General features: G+C 61.3%; 17 protein-coding genes and 1 tRNA gene. 12 read left to right on the forward strand and 6 right to left on the reverse strand.

What is annotated here, in order from left to right:
* The first annotated feature begins 25 nt into the window (after positions 1–25).
* The 4 genes from FJ973_RS06310 to FJ973_RS06325 all read left to right on the forward strand — a co-directional run bounded on the left by FJ973_RS06310 (position 26) and on the right by FJ973_RS06325 (position 2,722).
* Positions 26–415, forward strand: coding sequence for an Mth938-like domain-containing protein (locus FJ973_RS06310; RefSeq protein WP_140495776.1), 390 nt, complete (start codon positions 26–28; stop codon positions 413–415).
* A 25-nt stretch (positions 416–440) separates the two neighbouring features.
* Positions 441–1,256, forward strand: a complete 816-nt coding sequence (locus tag FJ973_RS06315; RefSeq protein ID WP_140555289.1) for a phytoene/squalene synthase family protein — start codon at positions 441–443, stop codon at positions 1,254–1,256.
* An 81-nt stretch (positions 1,257–1,337) separates the two neighbouring features.
* Complete coding sequence (locus FJ973_RS06320) at positions 1,338–1,772, forward strand: type II secretion system protein (protein WP_140555290.1); 435 nt, start codon at positions 1,338–1,340, stop codon at positions 1,770–1,772.
* Positions 1,772–2,722: a sterol desaturase family protein gene (locus tag FJ973_RS06325; protein WP_181167414.1), complete on the forward strand. Its 951-nt coding sequence runs from the start codon at positions 1,772–1,774 to the stop codon at positions 2,720–2,722. Before FJ973_RS06320 ends, FJ973_RS06325 begins: the two co-directional genes overlap by 1 nt.
* On the opposite strand, the gene FJ973_RS06330 is transcribed toward FJ973_RS06325, so the two are convergent.
* From FJ973_RS06330 to FJ973_RS06350, 5 genes are all read right to left on the reverse strand, one after another.
* Positions 2,723–3,070, reverse strand: coding sequence for a type II toxin-antitoxin system RelE/ParE family toxin (locus tag FJ973_RS06330; protein WP_318013603.1), 348 nt, complete (start codon positions 3,068–3,070; stop codon positions 2,723–2,725). It lies immediately after the preceding gene.
* Positions 3,054–3,344, reverse strand: coding sequence for a type II toxin-antitoxin system ParD family antitoxin (locus tag FJ973_RS06335; RefSeq protein WP_140517110.1), 291 nt, complete (start codon positions 3,342–3,344; stop codon positions 3,054–3,056). The genes FJ973_RS06330 and FJ973_RS06335 overlap by 17 nt, the downstream gene beginning before the upstream one ends.
* A gap of 67 nt (positions 3,345–3,411) precedes the next feature.
* Positions 3,412–4,821 carry a methylenetetrahydrofolate--tRNA-(uracil(54)-C(5))-methyltransferase (FADH(2)-oxidizing) TrmFO gene (gene trmFO, locus FJ973_RS06340; RefSeq protein WP_140555292.1) on the reverse strand — a complete coding sequence of 470 codons (1,410 nt, stop codon included), beginning with the start codon at positions 4,819–4,821 and terminating at the stop codon, positions 3,412–3,414.
* A gap of 568 nt (positions 4,822–5,389) precedes the next feature.
* Entirely contained in the window at positions 5,390–5,530 is a 141-nt protein-coding gene (locus FJ973_RS06345) for a DUF1127 domain-containing protein (RefSeq protein WP_013531314.1), read from the reverse strand.
* A gap of 48 nt (positions 5,531–5,578) precedes the next feature.
* Positions 5,579–5,719, reverse strand: a complete 141-nt coding sequence (locus tag FJ973_RS06350) for a DUF1127 domain-containing protein (protein ID WP_013531315.1) — start codon at positions 5,717–5,719, stop codon at positions 5,579–5,581.
* A 235-nt stretch (positions 5,720–5,954) separates the two neighbouring features.
* On the opposite strand from FJ973_RS06350, the gene FJ973_RS06355 reads away from it, so the two are divergent.
* The 3 genes from FJ973_RS06355 to FJ973_RS06365 all read left to right on the forward strand — a co-directional run bounded on the left by FJ973_RS06355 (position 5,955) and on the right by FJ973_RS06365 (position 8,067).
* Complete coding sequence (locus tag FJ973_RS06355; protein WP_140555293.1) at positions 5,955–7,073, forward strand: DUF2157 domain-containing protein; 1,119 nt, start codon at positions 5,955–5,957, stop codon at positions 7,071–7,073.
* A complete protein-coding gene (locus FJ973_RS06360) occupies positions 7,070–7,654 on the forward strand; it encodes a GDYXXLXY domain-containing protein (RefSeq protein ID WP_140555295.1) in 585 nt (194 codons plus the stop codon). The genes FJ973_RS06355 and FJ973_RS06360 overlap by 4 nt, the downstream gene beginning before the upstream one ends.
* 194 nt (positions 7,655–7,848) lie before the next feature.
* Entirely contained in the window at positions 7,849–8,067 is a 219-nt protein-coding gene (locus FJ973_RS06365; protein WP_140495784.1) for a hypothetical protein, read from the forward strand.
* Positions 8,068–8,129: 62 nt separating this feature from the next.
* On the opposite strand, the gene FJ973_RS06370 is transcribed toward FJ973_RS06365, so the two are convergent.
* A tRNA-Leu gene (locus FJ973_RS06370) sits at positions 8,130–8,214 on the reverse strand.
* Between the two features lie 475 nt (positions 8,215–8,689).
* On the opposite strand from FJ973_RS06370, the gene tig reads away from it, so the two are divergent.
* From tig to FJ973_RS06395, 5 genes are all read left to right on the forward strand, one after another.
* Complete coding sequence (tig, locus tag FJ973_RS06375; RefSeq protein WP_140495785.1) at positions 8,690–10,165, forward strand: trigger factor; 1,476 nt, start codon at positions 8,690–8,692, stop codon at positions 10,163–10,165.
* Positions 10,166–10,328: 163 nt separating this feature from the next.
* The gene (locus FJ973_RS06380) at positions 10,329–10,847 is read left to right on the forward strand and encodes a hypothetical protein (RefSeq protein ID WP_140555296.1); all 519 of its coding nucleotides are present in this window, start codon (positions 10,329–10,331) and stop codon (positions 10,845–10,847) included.
* Positions 10,848–11,039: 192 nt separating this feature from the next.
* The gene (locus FJ973_RS06385) at positions 11,040–11,420 is read left to right on the forward strand and encodes a cytochrome c family protein (RefSeq protein ID WP_140495787.1); all 381 of its coding nucleotides are present in this window, start codon (positions 11,040–11,042) and stop codon (positions 11,418–11,420) included.
* Positions 11,421–11,572: 152 nt separating this feature from the next.
* Positions 11,573–12,508, forward strand: coding sequence for a heme o synthase (locus FJ973_RS06390; RefSeq protein WP_140555298.1), 936 nt, complete (start codon positions 11,573–11,575; stop codon positions 12,506–12,508).
* A gap of 312 nt (positions 12,509–12,820) precedes the next feature.
* Complete coding sequence (locus tag FJ973_RS06395; RefSeq protein ID WP_140495789.1) at positions 12,821–13,642, forward strand: DUF2189 domain-containing protein; 822 nt, start codon at positions 12,821–12,823, stop codon at positions 13,640–13,642.
* Positions 13,643–13,673: the final 31 nt, after the last annotated feature.

Consider the following 13,673-nt stretch of genomic DNA (forward strand, 5'->3'; position numbering starts at 1 on the left):
CGACCCGAAGGGCGGATCGGCAGGGATGGCCAAAGGTATCGTCATCCGCGAGGCGCATTTCCCCGGCCGCGCCCCTATCGAGGCGTATGGCAATGGCGGCTTCCGCTTCGCCGACATGTCGCATCGCGGTTCGCTTCTGTGCCTGCCGTCGGGTATCCATGGCTGGGAGCCGGCGGACCCATCTGCGCTGACGGTGGCGGATTTCGAACGGCTGCTGGCCCAGGCCGAGAAGATCGAAATCCTGCTGGTCGGCACGGGCAAGGATTTACGACCCTTGCCGGCGGGGCTTCGCGCCGCCTTGAAGACCGCGGGCATAGCCGCCGACCCGATGGCGACCGGTGCAGCGGTGCGGACATATAATGTCCTGCTCGCAGAGGATCGCGCGGTAGCCGCCGCGCTGATCGCCGTCGACTGACGTGGACCAAAAGGGCGAAATCGTCATGGGCGCCGTGCGCGCCGCCGACCATGACCGCTATCTCAGCGCGCTCTACGCGCCGACGGACAAGCGCGAAGCGCTGTTTTCGCTCTACGCCTTCAATGCCGAAATCGCGGGCATTCGGGATCGCATCCGCGAGGCCTTGCCGGGCGAGGTGCGGTTGCAATGGTGGCGCGATGTCATCGCAGCCGAAGGGTCCGAGACGGGCCATCCGATCGCGGATGCGCTGAAAGCGACGATTTCCAGGTACGGCCTGCCGAGACAGGCATTCGAGAATATGCTCGAGGCCCGGATATTCGACCTCTATGACGACCCGATGCCGTCGCGAACCGATCTCGAAGGCTATTGCGGCGAAACGGCAGCCGCGCTTATTCAACTGGCGGCAATGGTGCTGGATCCAGGAGTGGCGCCACGTTTCGCCGAACTGGCCGGTAGGGCCGGTTGCGCGCAGGCGATTACGGGACTGTTGCTCCTGCTGCCGCTGCACCGCAGTCGCGGACAGTGTTTTGTTCCGGCCGATATCCTGGCCGCGGCGGGTTCGTCTCCGGAGGAATTCGTCACCGACGATGGTGGACCAGGTGCGCAGCGCGCCGTCGCCGCCATGATCGCGCTGGCGCGGGAGCATCTCTCGGCCTTCGAGAAAGGCGCATCGGATTTGCCGGCTTCGCTGCGCCCGGCCTTTCTGCCACTGGTCCTGTCACGAGCCTACCTGACGAAAATGGAACGCGGTCCGCCGCTCAACGGCACGGTGCGACTCTCGACCATGCGCCGCCACTGGCTCATGCTGCGTCGCGCCATGGTGGGCTGGCCAGCAGTTTGACGTAAACGTCAATTGTGTTAAGGGATCGCTCAACCGGAACTGTTGCCAAGACAACAGGCCGGCTGGAGGAGATGCCTGTCCATGAGCCTGCCCGTGCTGGTCGTGATCGTCGTATTCGGCATCGCGTTGTCGGTCGCCGCCGTTCATTTCACCGGCGGCAGCCGCAAGGCCAGGCTGGCCGATGCAGAGCAGGCGCGAGAGCGTTTTGCCGAGGATTTTCCGGATGAACCGGCGGCCGCCATCCACCTTACATCCGATGGCCGAACCGCGTTCCTGGAACTCGGGCGAGGGCGCCTTGGCATCGTCCATGCCATCGGAGATCGTTTCTTGACGCGGATCGTCACGCCGCGCGATGTATTGGCGCGGAGTGACGATGGTGCCGGGACGATTGCGCTGCGCCTTGCCGATTTCACCTGGAAAGGCGGTCACTTCACCTTCGCTAACGCTGCCGACGCGCACGCTGTGCTAAGAGTTCTTCAGCCGCAGCATCCTAGTTCGACCAAGGAGGCCGCGTGATGGGCGATTACAATTTCCCGCAGGTTACCCAGCTCGCCATCCCGTTCTTCGTTGCCGCCATCCTGATCGAGCTGTGGCTGGTGCGCACCGGCCGGGCCAAGGGCTCGTTCGAGACGCACGACACGCTGACCAGCCTGATGATGGGCACCGGCAATGTCGTCGCCGGGCTGCTGCTCGGCGTCGTCTCCTATTGGGCGCTGCTGTGGCTCTGGCAGTTCCGTTTCTTCAACCTCGGCCTGTCGATCTGGGTGTTCCTGGCGGCCTTCCTGCTCGATGATTTGCGCTACTACATCTACCACCGCATCGCGCATCGGGTGCGCTGGGTGTGGGCCGAGCACGTCAACCACCATTCCAGCCAGCACTACAATCTGTCGACGGCACTCAGGCAGAGCTGGACGGGCCTGTTCACCTTCATGTTCGTGCTGCAGGCGCCGCTGGTGCTGCTCGGCTTCCATCCGGCGGTGATTGCCTTCACCTTCGGCTTCAACCTTATCTGGCAGTTCTGGATCCACACCGAGACGATCGGCAAGATGTGGGGCTGGTTCGAATTCGTCTTCAACACGCCCTCGCACCACCGCGTCCACCACGCCACCAATCCGCGCTACCTTGACGCCAACTACGCCGGCACGTTGATCATCTGGGACCGCATGTTCGGCACCTTCGTCGAGGAGTTGGAAGAGGACCGCCCGCGCTACGGCATCGTGAAAAATCTTGGCACCTTCAATCCGCTGAAAGTGGCTTTCCACGAATGGATCGGCATGTTCAGGGATGCCTTCGCACCTGATCTGACCCTGAGCGACCGCCTGAACTACCTGATCAAGCCGCCCGGCTGGAGCCATGACGGCTCGCGCGAAACCTCCGAGAGCCTGAAAGCAGCCTATGTCAGGCGAAATCCGGGTGAGGCCGGGAAGCCCGGGCTGCGACCGGCGCGTGCCGAGCCGGCCGAGTAGTTATTTCGTAGCCCTTTCTAGGAAAGGCCACTCGATCCGCCATCTCGCATCAATGTCTCGTAGTCGCGGCCACTGTAGAAGATGTTGACGACGCGAATGATGTCGCTCTCGATTATAGGCTATGACGGCGGAGTGCTCGAACGGAACGGTTCGCAGTCCCGGCACGATGTCGTCGCGCAGGCGACCGCCACGAGGTGCGTTGCCGATGTTTTGACAATGGTCTTCAATTCGAAGCACGAATCTCAGCGCCGCGTTGGGGCTTCCGCCCGACTCAACTATGTATCTGAAAATGTTGGTAAGATCGTCTTTGGCACTTTCGCGATACTCGACCTCAAGCCGCCGAATCATCAATGCGGCTCGAATATTGCTCAGCGAATTTCTTAAGCTGGTCGCGAACCTCTTTTCCGGAAAGGTTCGGCCTTGTGTCCTCAATCGAAGATTTTACCCGCGCCCGGATCGACGCCATGCGTTCGGCATGCTCGTCCTCTTCGCGCTGGAAAGCGCGAAGTGCTGCGCGAATGACTTCGCTCGCCGAGCCGAAGGAACCGTCCTCGACTTTTTCGCGGATCATGCGCGCCATGGCGGGCGTGACGGTGACGGACAGTTTCTCGGCTGGTTCCAAGCGATGACTCCAATGATCGAGCGAGTAGGATACTATCCTACTTTCCGCGGCAAGCCAATCTGAAAGGCTATTCCGCCGCTTGAGCTTGCGCCGGCAGCCCCAGCCATTGCCGGCAATCACCCAGCGCACGCGACGTGATCGCGTGCCTTTTGGCGACCGTCTTGTCCTTGCCGCGCAGGCGCTTGCCTTCGATCTTCACCGCCTCGACAGGCGGGAACAGGCCGAAATTGACGTTCATCGGCTGGAAAGAGCGCTTTCCCGGCTCGTCGTCTGAAACAATGTGTCCGCCGGTGATGTGGCTGAGCAGCGCTCCGAACGCCGTGGTGAGTGGCGGCAGCGACGGCGCGTGGCCGAGCCGCTCGGCAGCGGCGAAGCGGCCGGCGAGCAGGCCGATGGCGGCGCTTTCAACATAGCCTTCGCAACCGGTGATCTGGCCGGCGAAACGCAGGCCCGGGCGCGACTTCAGCTGCAGCGAGGCGTCGAGCAAGGTCGGCGAGTTGATGTAGGTGTTGCGATGCAGGCCGCCGAGGCGGGCGAATTCGGCGTTCTCCAGACCAGGAATCGTGCGGAAAATGCGCACCTGCTCGGCGTGCTTCAATTTGGTCTGAAAGCCGACCATGTTGTAGAGTGTGCCCAGCGCATTGTCCTGCCGCAGTTGCACGACGGCGTAGGCCTTGACGGTTGGATTGTGCGCATTGGTCAGGCCCATCGGCTTCATCGGCCCGTAGCGCAGCGTCTCGACGCCACGCTCGGCCATGATCTCGATCGGCAGGCAGCCGTCGAAATAGGGCGTGCCTTCCCATTGCTTGAATTCTGTTTTCTGGCCGTCCACCAGTGCCTGCACGAAGGCAAGATACTGGTCCTTGTCCATGGGGCAGTTGATGTAGTCCTTGCCGGTGCCGCCGGGCCCGACCTTGTCGTAGCGCGACTGGAACCAGCAGGTGTCCATGTCGATCGTGTCGAAATGAATGATCGGCGCGATGGCGTCGAAGAAGGCGAGCGCATCGGCGCCGGTTGCCTCGGCGATCGATTGGGCAAGCGACGGTGCGGTCAGCGGGCCGGTGGCGATGATGGCCTGGTCCCATTCGACCGGCGGCAAGCCGGGAACCTCCTCGCGCTGGATGGAGATCAGCGGATGTGCCTCGATCCTGGCCGTCACCGCGTCGGAAAATCCGTCGCGGTCCACGGCCAGCGCCCCGCCGGCCGGCACCTGGTTGGCGTCGCCGGCGCTCATGATCAGCGAGCCGGCCAGCCGCATTTCGGCATGCAAAAGACCGACGGCGTTGTTCTCGGCGTCGTCGGAGCGGAAGGAATTGGAGCAGACGAGTTCGGCCAGACCGTCGGTCTTGTGCGCCTCTGTGCCGCGAACGGGCCGCATTTCGTGCAGCACAACGGGAACGCCGGCTTGGGCTGCCTGCCATGCGGCTTCGGATCCGGCGAGGCCACCGCCGATGATGTGGATGGGGTTTTTGCTCATGAGCGCCGGAATAATCGCTTGGCGGGACGATTGCAATTGCTGCGCCTGGAACGACATGGCCGCGGCGGCGAAGGCTGCCCTGAAAACAACAACACCCGCCGGGGGAGGAGGTCCGGCGGGTGTCGTTTTGGGGGTCGACCCTCGGGAGGAGGTGAAGGCCGACCGTATTCGTCATCGCCGGGGAGGAGGTCGGCTTTGACGAAATTCCTTTCGCCGTTTGAAAAGGGGCGAAGCCTCTGGAGCAAAATTCGTTTTGCTCCGGGGAAACAACGCCCGCCGCGGGAGGAGGTGCGGCGGGCGCCGTTTGGGTGGCCAACCTTCGGGAGGAGGTGAAGGTCGGGCCTATCCGTCATCGCCGGGGAGGAGGTCGGCTTTGACGAAATTCTTTTCGCCATTTTGAAGAGGGGCGAAGCCTCTGGAGCAAAACTCGTTTTGCTCCGAGAAACAACGCCCGCCGCGGGAGGAGGTGCGGCGGGCGCCGTTTTGGTGGTCAACCCTTGGGAGGAGGTAAGGGGTGACCGTATTCGTCAGGGTCGGGGAGGAGGTCGACCCTGGCGAAATTCCGTTGTTAGATCGCCTGGCGGGCGATGATCTTGATTTCGTCGCGGACGATGCCGAGATCGTGCAGCTGGCGGTTGGAAAGGCGACCCAGCTCGGTAACCGTCTCGCGATAAACGCGCCAGTTACGATAGTTGCGGATCAGGTTCATTGTCATGCTCTTCTCGAAACTGGTTCGGACCATTCGCGGTCCGAAGGATTAGACCGCCTTGCGAGCGACGTAAGGAATGTCGCTGCGGCTGATGCCGAGGTCGGTCAGTTCACGGTTGCTCAGGCGGCTCAGCTCGGAAACTGTGTCCCGGTAGCGGCGCCAGTTGCGGTAGTTGCGGATCAGGTTCATGGTATTTCTCGTTTCGTCTTTTCTTGCGGATCATTCCGTTTGTGTACAAACCATAAATAGGCGGGCCCATATCGATTTAAAAGCGCTATGGCTGCATGGCAGCAATGCAAATTGTGCAATGCAACATTAACAAGCCTTCGCGGACCTGACACAAAGAAGCCAGAATCAGAAAGTGCCGTGACGTCAACGGTTTGGCAGCTCCAGCTGAAAAACCGACCAAGCAGCAGGGGGAAGCATGGCGGGCTACGCGACACGGGTCAGGTCGGACATTGCGCGATGGCTTGAGGCCGGACTGATCGACGCCCCGACGGCCGATGCATTGCGGCGCGACGTCGAGATCAACGCGCGCCAGTCGTTGAGCTTCGGTTCGATCCTGGCGATGATGGCGGCGCTGCTGTTCGGCGCGGCCATCCTGATCTTCGTCGCCGCCAACTGGGAAGCCATCCCGCGGCTGGCGCGCGTTGCCGCGCTCTTTGCCGTGATCCTTGGCGGCTATGTCGGCGGTGCAGTGCTGAAAACCCGCGACCACGCGGCGATCGGCGAGGCGTTGTGGATCGTGGCGGCGGCGGCTTTCGGCGGTTCGATCGCGCTGATCGGCCAGATGTACCATCTGTCGGGCGACGAGGCCTCGGCCTTGATCACCTGGGGCGCCGGCACCGCATTGGCGGCGGTGGCGCTGCGGTCCAACCCGCTGACCGTCGCCGCGGTCGGCATCGCCGACGCCTGGCTGTTCCTGAAAGGGTTCGACTATTTCAATCGCAGCGAATTTCCGCATCTCTTCCTCGTCATGGCGGCTGTGCTGTTTGCCGTCTCGTTCTGGACCCGCAGCCAGGCGGCGCGGCACCTGATCATCCTGTCGCTGCTCTTCTATCTTGTGCTGGTCGCCGTGGATCACGAGACGCTGCCTGTGGCGATCCCGCTGGTCATCGTATCGGTATTGTTGTTCGTGGCTTCCCTCTTCGCGCCGGAACCGGTAGACCGGATCGTGCAGCTTGGCGGCCGCTTGCCGCTGCATGCTCTGCTTGGCTTCCTCACCGGACTGGCCATCATCCAGTTCGAACTGGCCGGCGAAAGCAGCTACGACAGAGGCTTCGCCATTGCTTCCGTCGTCGCGCTGGCCGGCATTGTCGCCGCCATTGTGCTCGCGGGGCGCGAGAGCCGTGGCCTGCGCTGGCTTGCCTATCTCGGCTTCGCCTTCGAACTCGCCATGATCTATGTCGTGACCTTGCAGTCGATGCTCGACACCGCCGGCTTCTTCCTTGCCGCGGCGGTGCTGCTTGGCATCCTGGCGATCGTCATCATCCGCGTGGAGAAACGCATGAAGGATCCGGCCACCGGAGGAGCCACGGCATGATGACCGGAAAGAGGCTCGTCATCTCGGCGCTGGTGCTGGCGCTCGTCCAGATCGGCTTCCTGGGTTGGATCATCGCCGGCCGGGCGGCGATCCTGCGCAGCGGCAAGGAAGTGCTGCTGAAGATCGAGCCTGTCGATCCGCGCGACCTGCTGCGCGGCGACCATATCATCCTCGGCTACGACATCTCGCGCATACCGGTGAAGATGATCGCCAACATCCCGGCCGGAAAACTTTCCAGCGACGACACCTCGATCGTCGTCCGTCTGAAGAAGAACGCCGACGGCTACTGGACGCCGAGCGCCGCGTGGTTCGGCGCGGCGCCGACACCGACCGGTGCCGACGAGGCCGATATTCGCGGTCATGTCGCCGGAGGCTGGGATCTTCGCGGCGAGGGACTGACGATCGCGCCGGATTACGGCATCGAACGGTTCTACCTGCCGGAAGGCGAGGGGATGGCAATCCAGAACGACATGCGGGTACGCCCGTTCGGGATCCGTCTTGCACTGGCCAGCGACGGCACCGCCCAGATCAAGGCGCTGGTGGACGGCGACAAGACGCTGTTTCAGGAGCCTCTATATTAAGGTGTGCAGGGGTGGGCTGCCATCCATAGCTTGAACGGGGAGGGCGGTGCGGCCTCGAAGGCTCAAGCCTTGGAAGCTTACGTCTAATCGACCTCAGGGGCGTCCTTTAGGCGCTAGCGTCTCGCCACTGGATTGTGTTGCGTGGTAGGTATATTCTCGACGCTGGCGGTGGCATTCAGAAAGATGGAAAGCCCATGGCGACCGGGTACTTGGATCACCAGTTGGAGTGTCCTTTTTGCGGCACAATAAGGCTGCGGATTCCTGCCGATGCCGAACCTTCGACGGGCATCCGGTGCGACGACTGCGGTCAGTATCTTGGCACATGGGACGAATTGCAGGATGATTTCCAGCGCCAAGGCGGTAACGATGGCATCTTCCGCCTCGACAAGGGACGTATCAAGAAGCTCGCCTAGGCAGTGTCCTGATTTCCTGCCAGCGCCTGTGCGCTAGTGGACTATCCGATGCCATGCGGCAGTGGTGCGCGTGAAGGGACTCGAACCCCCAAGCCTTGCGGCGGCAGGACCTAAACCTGCTGTGTCTACCAGTTCCACCACACGCGCCTCGGGCGGGCTGTAGCAGAGCCTCGGCGGCCTTGTCGAGGTCTTGGGAGTGAGGTGGAATACCGCATCGTCCTTTGAATATCGCGGCAGCCGCCAGCCGCGACCTGAGGGTCTGGCAATTCCGTCACGCCCGCACGGTCTGGCGATCCCATTAGCCATCATTCTGTCAATGTCAGGGCCGAAATGATGGTTATTCGCCTAAACGCGAAGATGGTTGAAAATTGGCCTCGCCTGTGACAAAAGGCGTGTCGAATGTGACGGGACGCGACGATCCGCTTCTGCAAAATGTGATAAGAAGTAGGAAAAACAAAGACTTATTCACATTTTGGAACGCAGTTTGGAAGAGTTTGAGCCGTATTTCAGGTCAAATCGCCAGGTTCCGTACCAAAAGCCATTCCCGGCAAGATTATACCGGCAGGCTGTGAACGGCAGAGAGCCGTTTGGCAGCCTCATTGGTGAAAACAAAGGTTTTACGATGCAGGTCACCGAAACACTCAATTCCGGTCTCAAGCGCGAGATCAAGATCACCGTGCCGGCTGGTGACATGGAAGCCAAGCTGATGGCGCGGCTGACGGACGCCAGGAACAAGGTTCGCATCAACGGCTTCCGTCCCGGCAAGGTGCCGGTGCAGCACCTGCGCAAGGTCTATGGCAAGTCGTTCATGGCCGAAGTGGTCAACGAGATCCTCAACGATTCGACCCGGTCGATCATTTCGGGCCGCGGCGAAAAAGCCGCCATGCAGCCCGAAGTCATCATGACCGAGGACGAGAAGGAAGCCGAGAAGATCCTGGCCGGCGGCGCCGACTTCGAATTCCGCCTTAACTACGAGATCATCCCGCCCATCGAGATCAAGGATTTTTCCGACATCAAGGTGACGCGCCAGGTGTTCGACGTCCCTGACGCGGAGATTGACGAGCAGGTCAAGCGCGTCGCCGAATCGGCGCGCAGCTACGAGCCGAAGACCGGCAAGGCGGCCGAAGGCGACCGCGTCACGATCGACTATGTCGGCAAGATCGACGGCGAGGCCTTTGCCGGCGGCGCCGGCACGGATCAGCCGCTGGTGCTTGGCTCCAAGGAATTCATTCCGGGCTTCGAGGATCAGCTCATCGGCGCCAAGGCCGGCGATGAAAAGCAGGTCACCGTGACCTTCCCGGAAAACTACCAGGCGGCGCATCTGGCCGGCAAGGAAGCGACTTTCGACGTCACGGTCAAAGAAGTGTCCAAGCCGGGCGAACTCGAAATCAACGATGAGACCGCCAAGAACCTCGGCCTGGAATCGCTGGAGCGCCTGCGCGATGTGGTGCGTGGCCAGATCGAGAGCCAGTTCGGCTCGATGACGCGCCAGAAGGTCAAGCGCCAGCTGCTCGACCAGCTTGACGCGGCTTACTCGTTCGAGGCGCCTTCGAGGCTTGTCGAGGCCGAGTTCAATAACATCTGGGCGCAGGTCAACCGCGATCTGGAAGCGGCCGGCCGCACCTTCGCCGATGAAGAGACGACCGAGGAAGAAGCGCGCGCCGAATATATGCGGCTCGCCGAGCGCCGCGTGCGCCTTGGTCTTGTGCTGGCCGAGATCGGCGAGAAGGCCGGGGTCACCGTGTCGGACGAGGAATTGCAGCGCGGTCTGTTCGAGCAGGTTCGTCGCTTCCCGGCCAACCAGCAGCAGGAAGCCTTCGAGTTCTACCGCAACAATCCCGAGGCGCTGAACGCGCTGCGCGCGCCGATGTTCGAGGAGAAGGTGGTCGATCACCTGCTCGGGCAGATCTCGGTCACCGACGTCAAGGTCAGCAAGGAAGAGCTGATGGCCGACGACGAGGAAGCCGAGACCGCGACCAAGGCGAAGCCGGCGAAGAAGGCCGCGTCGAAGAAGACTGAAGACAAGAAGAGCGATGACGCGGAAGAGCCGAAGAAGAAGGCAGCGCCGAAGAAAAAGGCCGCCAAGGACGCCGAGTAAATCCCGAGTTGATGGAACTGACGAAGGCCGCCCCTCGAGGCGGCCTTTTTCGTTGCGAAACTGCAACAGCCAATCCGTTTCGCGGACGGTGACCATTGTCGATACCAAGCATTGATCACTATCTGCGCTCCTGCTGCAAACCACAGGGTTGTTGGAGGGGCGGTTGAGCCTATTCTTCGAAACGCGACGCGTCGTCGCCTTGGCGATCGTCCTGGCCCTTGCCTGCGATTTCGCCCAGGCCGATGCCGGCACCTGGCGCATCGGCACGGACGATGACGGCCTTGTCACGGCTTCGGTCCATGCCACCAACAAGCTGATCACCGGCGGTGGCGCCCTGAGCTATAGCCCGATCCTGACCATCGCCTGCCGCCCGGACAGCCAACCGCGCTGGACCGAATGGTTGCAATTGAACGACACCGTCTCGGCCAATCGCAAGATCACCATGTCGGTCACCGTCGACGACGACAACAAGTTCGACGAGAGCTGGTTGGTCGGCCCGCGCGGCCGCATGCTGGTGCGCGATGGCGCCGACGGCATAAAGCGCCTTACCGCCGCGAACCGGCTCCAGCTTTCGTGGCGCTTCGGGCTGCTGTCGGGGCGGGGCCACGCCGATTTCGACCTGACCGGATTTGATGAAGCGGTCAGCCAGCTCGCCGGCAGCTGCAACGCTGCTATGCCTTGATCCGCTGCGGACAACCTAAACCTTTGTAGGTCGACCTCTTCTACCTGCCGGCCAGATTCCGTGGTATATAGAGGCCGCAATTTCATATGGGAGAAGCGGACAATCTGTTCTGCCGTACAAGGCGCATCGCTGACGATGCTGGCTTATACCAGATCGTCTCAGGCGCATTTGACGATCAGGGAGGAAAAAGTCATGCGCTTAGCCGCATTTTTCGCCGTCGTGTTTGTTGCAACCTTCGTCGCTAATCCATCGCAGGCTCAGGATACTGCGGCTGGCGAGAAGGTCTTCACCAAATGCAAGGCCTGCCACATTGCGGACGAGGACAAGAACAAGATCGGTCCATCGCTGCACGGCGTCATCGGCCGCACTGCCGGTACGCATCCCGGTTTCAAATATTCCGACGCCATGATTGCGGCCGGCAAATCCGGCGTCAAATGGGACGAACCAACACTGATGACCTATCTTCACGATCCCAAGGCTATGGTCAAAGGCACCAAGATGGCGTTTCCCGGCCTCAAGAACGATGCAGACGTGACCAACGTCATCGCCTATTTGAAAACGTTCTCCAAGTGACTTTCTCCTCCGCCATGCGTCTATCCTCTCGTTCGCCGTGATCTCGTCCGAACCCGAAGGGGCCGCGTAAGCAAAAACCGGGTTTCAATTTCGCTCACGCGTGCCTTCGGTTCGGGATCATGGCCTAGGTTTCTTGCTTCCATCGGTCTGAGATGTCGACTAGGGAAAGCCGCCTCAAGGATATCGTCATCCGCCTTCCGGAAGCGACGGCGGGTGATTTCTTCGCGCTTTTAAAACCGCGGGTCATGGCGCTTGCCGTATTCACTGCTTTCGTGGGCCTAATGACGGCGCCTGGCCCGACGAATCCGGTCATCGCGGTGATCGCCATCAGTGCGATTGCGATGGGAGCAGGCGCGGCCGGGGCGCTCAACATGTGGTACGACGCGGACATAGATGCGTTGATGTCTCGCACGTCCAAGCGGCCAATCCCGTCGGGCCGCGTCGCGCCAGGCGAAGCCCTCGGCTTCGGTCTGGTGCTTTCCGCACTTTCGGTGACGGTGCTCGGCGTGCTGGTGGGGTGGCTTGCCGCATCGCTGCTGGCATTCACCATCTTCTTCTACGTCGTCATCTATACGATCTGGCTGAAACGCTCGACACCGCAGAACATCGTCATAGGTGGCGCGGCAGGCGCTCTTCCTCCGGTGATCGGGTGGGCTGCTGCCACCGGCGCCATCGGCATTGAAAGCATCATTCTGTTCCTGATCATTTTCCTCTGGACACCACCGCATTTCTGGGCGCTAGCCCTGTTCAAGGTCGGACAGTACGCCGCGGCGGGCGTCCCCATGATGCCGAACGTGGCTGGCCAACCCTCGACCAGAAAGCAAATCTTGGCCTATTCGCTGGTTCTGGCGCCAATCGGCGTGCTTCCCTGGGCCTTTGGATTCGCGAGCGGATATTACGGGACTGTCTCGACCGTCTTGGGTGCGGGATTCGTCTGGCGCGCCTGCAAGGTGCTCACCATCCCCGACAAGGAGATGAAGCAAGCAAAGGCGTTGTTTTCTTATTCGATTTTCTATCTGTTCGCGATCTTTGCAACGTTACTTGCCGACACTATTGTAATGCGTACGATCGCATCAGCCGGCCATTGACGCCGGCGCAAAACATTACGTCGGCAGTGCGCAAAAACCCAGCAGCATCAGAACAACGACGCCAAGGCCGAGTATGAGAACTGTCCTTCCGTCCATGACCCTTCACCTTCGACTTGAGGAGAATATCGAAGAAAGGCGTCCAGAGCTAGACAGGCGACCGGGCCTTCTTACCCAACCTTCTTACAAAGCGCGACAAGTCGCTCGCATGAGAGTATATTGATCCTGGTGCAGGTCGCGGTTTGCGTGGCCAGTCATGCAGAACGGCAGCACCGTGAAACCGCGGCCTTACCAGACCTGTCTGGAGGAATGGTCATGGCAAGCTTTCACGTCATAGCAGGCGCCAGCGAGACGCTGGAGCACACCAGAATTCGCAAGATCGGTGTCACCGACCTTTTCGATGCGCTCAGGCGCGGCGTCGACGATTTCATGGTCAAACCGTCGCACATCATTTTTCTCTGCCTGATCTACCCGCTTGCGGGGGTCGTGCTTGCAGTCTGGACATCAGGCAATAACACGCTCCCATTGTTGTTTCCGCTCGTGTCCGGATTTGCGCTAATTGGTCCATTCGCCGCAATCGGCCTCTATGAGATCAGCCGGCGACGGGAAGCCGGGCTAGACGCCTCATGGAGGGCCGCCTTCGAGGTCAGGAATTCTCCGGCGCTGCCAGCCATCGCCGCGGTTGCGATCATGCTGCTTGCAATCTTCATCGCCTGGCTTTTGACTGCGCAGGCGTTTTACCAACACCTGTTCGGCCCCGCCCCACCGCAATCCTTCTCCAGCTTCATCAATGACATATTCGCCACAGGACGCGGCTGGACGCTCATCATCCTGGGGCACGCCATCGGCTTCGTCTTCGCTGCGATCGTGCTGTGCACGACGGTCGTCGCCTTCCCGTTGTTGCTCGAGCGAGATGTCGGCGCCTATGAAGCCATCCACACCTCGGTGCGCGTGGTGCTGGCGAACCCGATCGTGATGGCGGTATGGGGCCTGATTGTCGCCGTCGCCCTGATCATCGGCACGCTGCCAGTATTCGCGGGGTTGGCGATCGTGCTGCCGATCCTCGGTCACGCTACCTGGCATGTCTACCGCAAGGTCGTGGAACCGCCGCCGACGGCCGGACCGGCGCCTCGATGAACTCCCTGCCGCGCCGGCAAGGACCGGTGCG

This window comes from Mesorhizobium sp. B2-1-3 (genome assembly GCF_006442495.1).
In the GTDB taxonomy this organism is placed as follows: Bacteria; Pseudomonadota; Alphaproteobacteria; order Rhizobiales; family Rhizobiaceae; genus Mesorhizobium.

Bases quoted from the DNA above. Each gene is read 5' to 3' on its own strand.
- FJ973_RS06310 (WP_140495776.1), top strand. From the start codon at position 26: ATGGCCAAAGGTATCGTCATCCGCGAGGCGCATTTCCCCGGCCGCGCC.
- FJ973_RS06315 (WP_140555289.1), top strand. From the start codon at position 441: ATGGGCGCCGTGCGCGCCGCCGACCATGACCGCTATCTCAGCGCGCTC.
- FJ973_RS06320 (WP_140555290.1), top strand. From the start codon at position 1,338: ATGAGCCTGCCCGTGCTGGTCGTGATCGTCGTATTCGGCATCGCGTTG.
- FJ973_RS06325 (WP_181167414.1), top strand. From the start codon at position 1,772: ATGGGCGATTACAATTTCCCGCAGGTTACCCAGCTCGCCATCCCGTTC.
- FJ973_RS06330 (WP_318013603.1), bottom strand. From the start codon at position 3,070: ATGATTCGGCGGCTTGAGGTCGAGTATCGCGAAAGTGCCAAAGACGAT.
- trmFO (WP_140555292.1), bottom strand. From the start codon at position 4,821: ATGAGCAAAAACCCCATCCACATCATCGGCGGTGGCCTCGCCGGATCC.
- FJ973_RS06345 (WP_013531314.1), bottom strand. From the start codon at position 5,530: ATGAACCTGATCCGCAACTATCGTAACTGGCGCGTTTATCGCGAGACG.
- FJ973_RS06350 (WP_013531315.1), bottom strand. From the start codon at position 5,719: ATGAACCTGATCCGCAACTACCGCAACTGGCGCCGCTACCGGGACACA.
- FJ973_RS06355 (WP_140555293.1), top strand. From the start codon at position 5,955: ATGGCGGGCTACGCGACACGGGTCAGGTCGGACATTGCGCGATGGCTT.
- FJ973_RS06360 (WP_140555295.1), top strand. From the start codon at position 7,070: ATGATGACCGGAAAGAGGCTCGTCATCTCGGCGCTGGTGCTGGCGCTC.
- FJ973_RS06365 (WP_140495784.1), top strand. From the start codon at position 7,849: ATGGCGACCGGGTACTTGGATCACCAGTTGGAGTGTCCTTTTTGCGGC.
- tig (WP_140495785.1), top strand. From the start codon at position 8,690: ATGCAGGTCACCGAAACACTCAATTCCGGTCTCAAGCGCGAGATCAAG.
- FJ973_RS06385 (WP_140495787.1), top strand. From the start codon at position 11,040: ATGCGCTTAGCCGCATTTTTCGCCGTCGTGTTTGTTGCAACCTTCGTC.
- FJ973_RS06390 (WP_140555298.1), top strand. From the start codon at position 11,573: ATGTCGACTAGGGAAAGCCGCCTCAAGGATATCGTCATCCGCCTTCCG.
- FJ973_RS06395 (WP_140495789.1), top strand. From the start codon at position 12,821: ATGGCAAGCTTTCACGTCATAGCAGGCGCCAGCGAGACGCTGGAGCAC.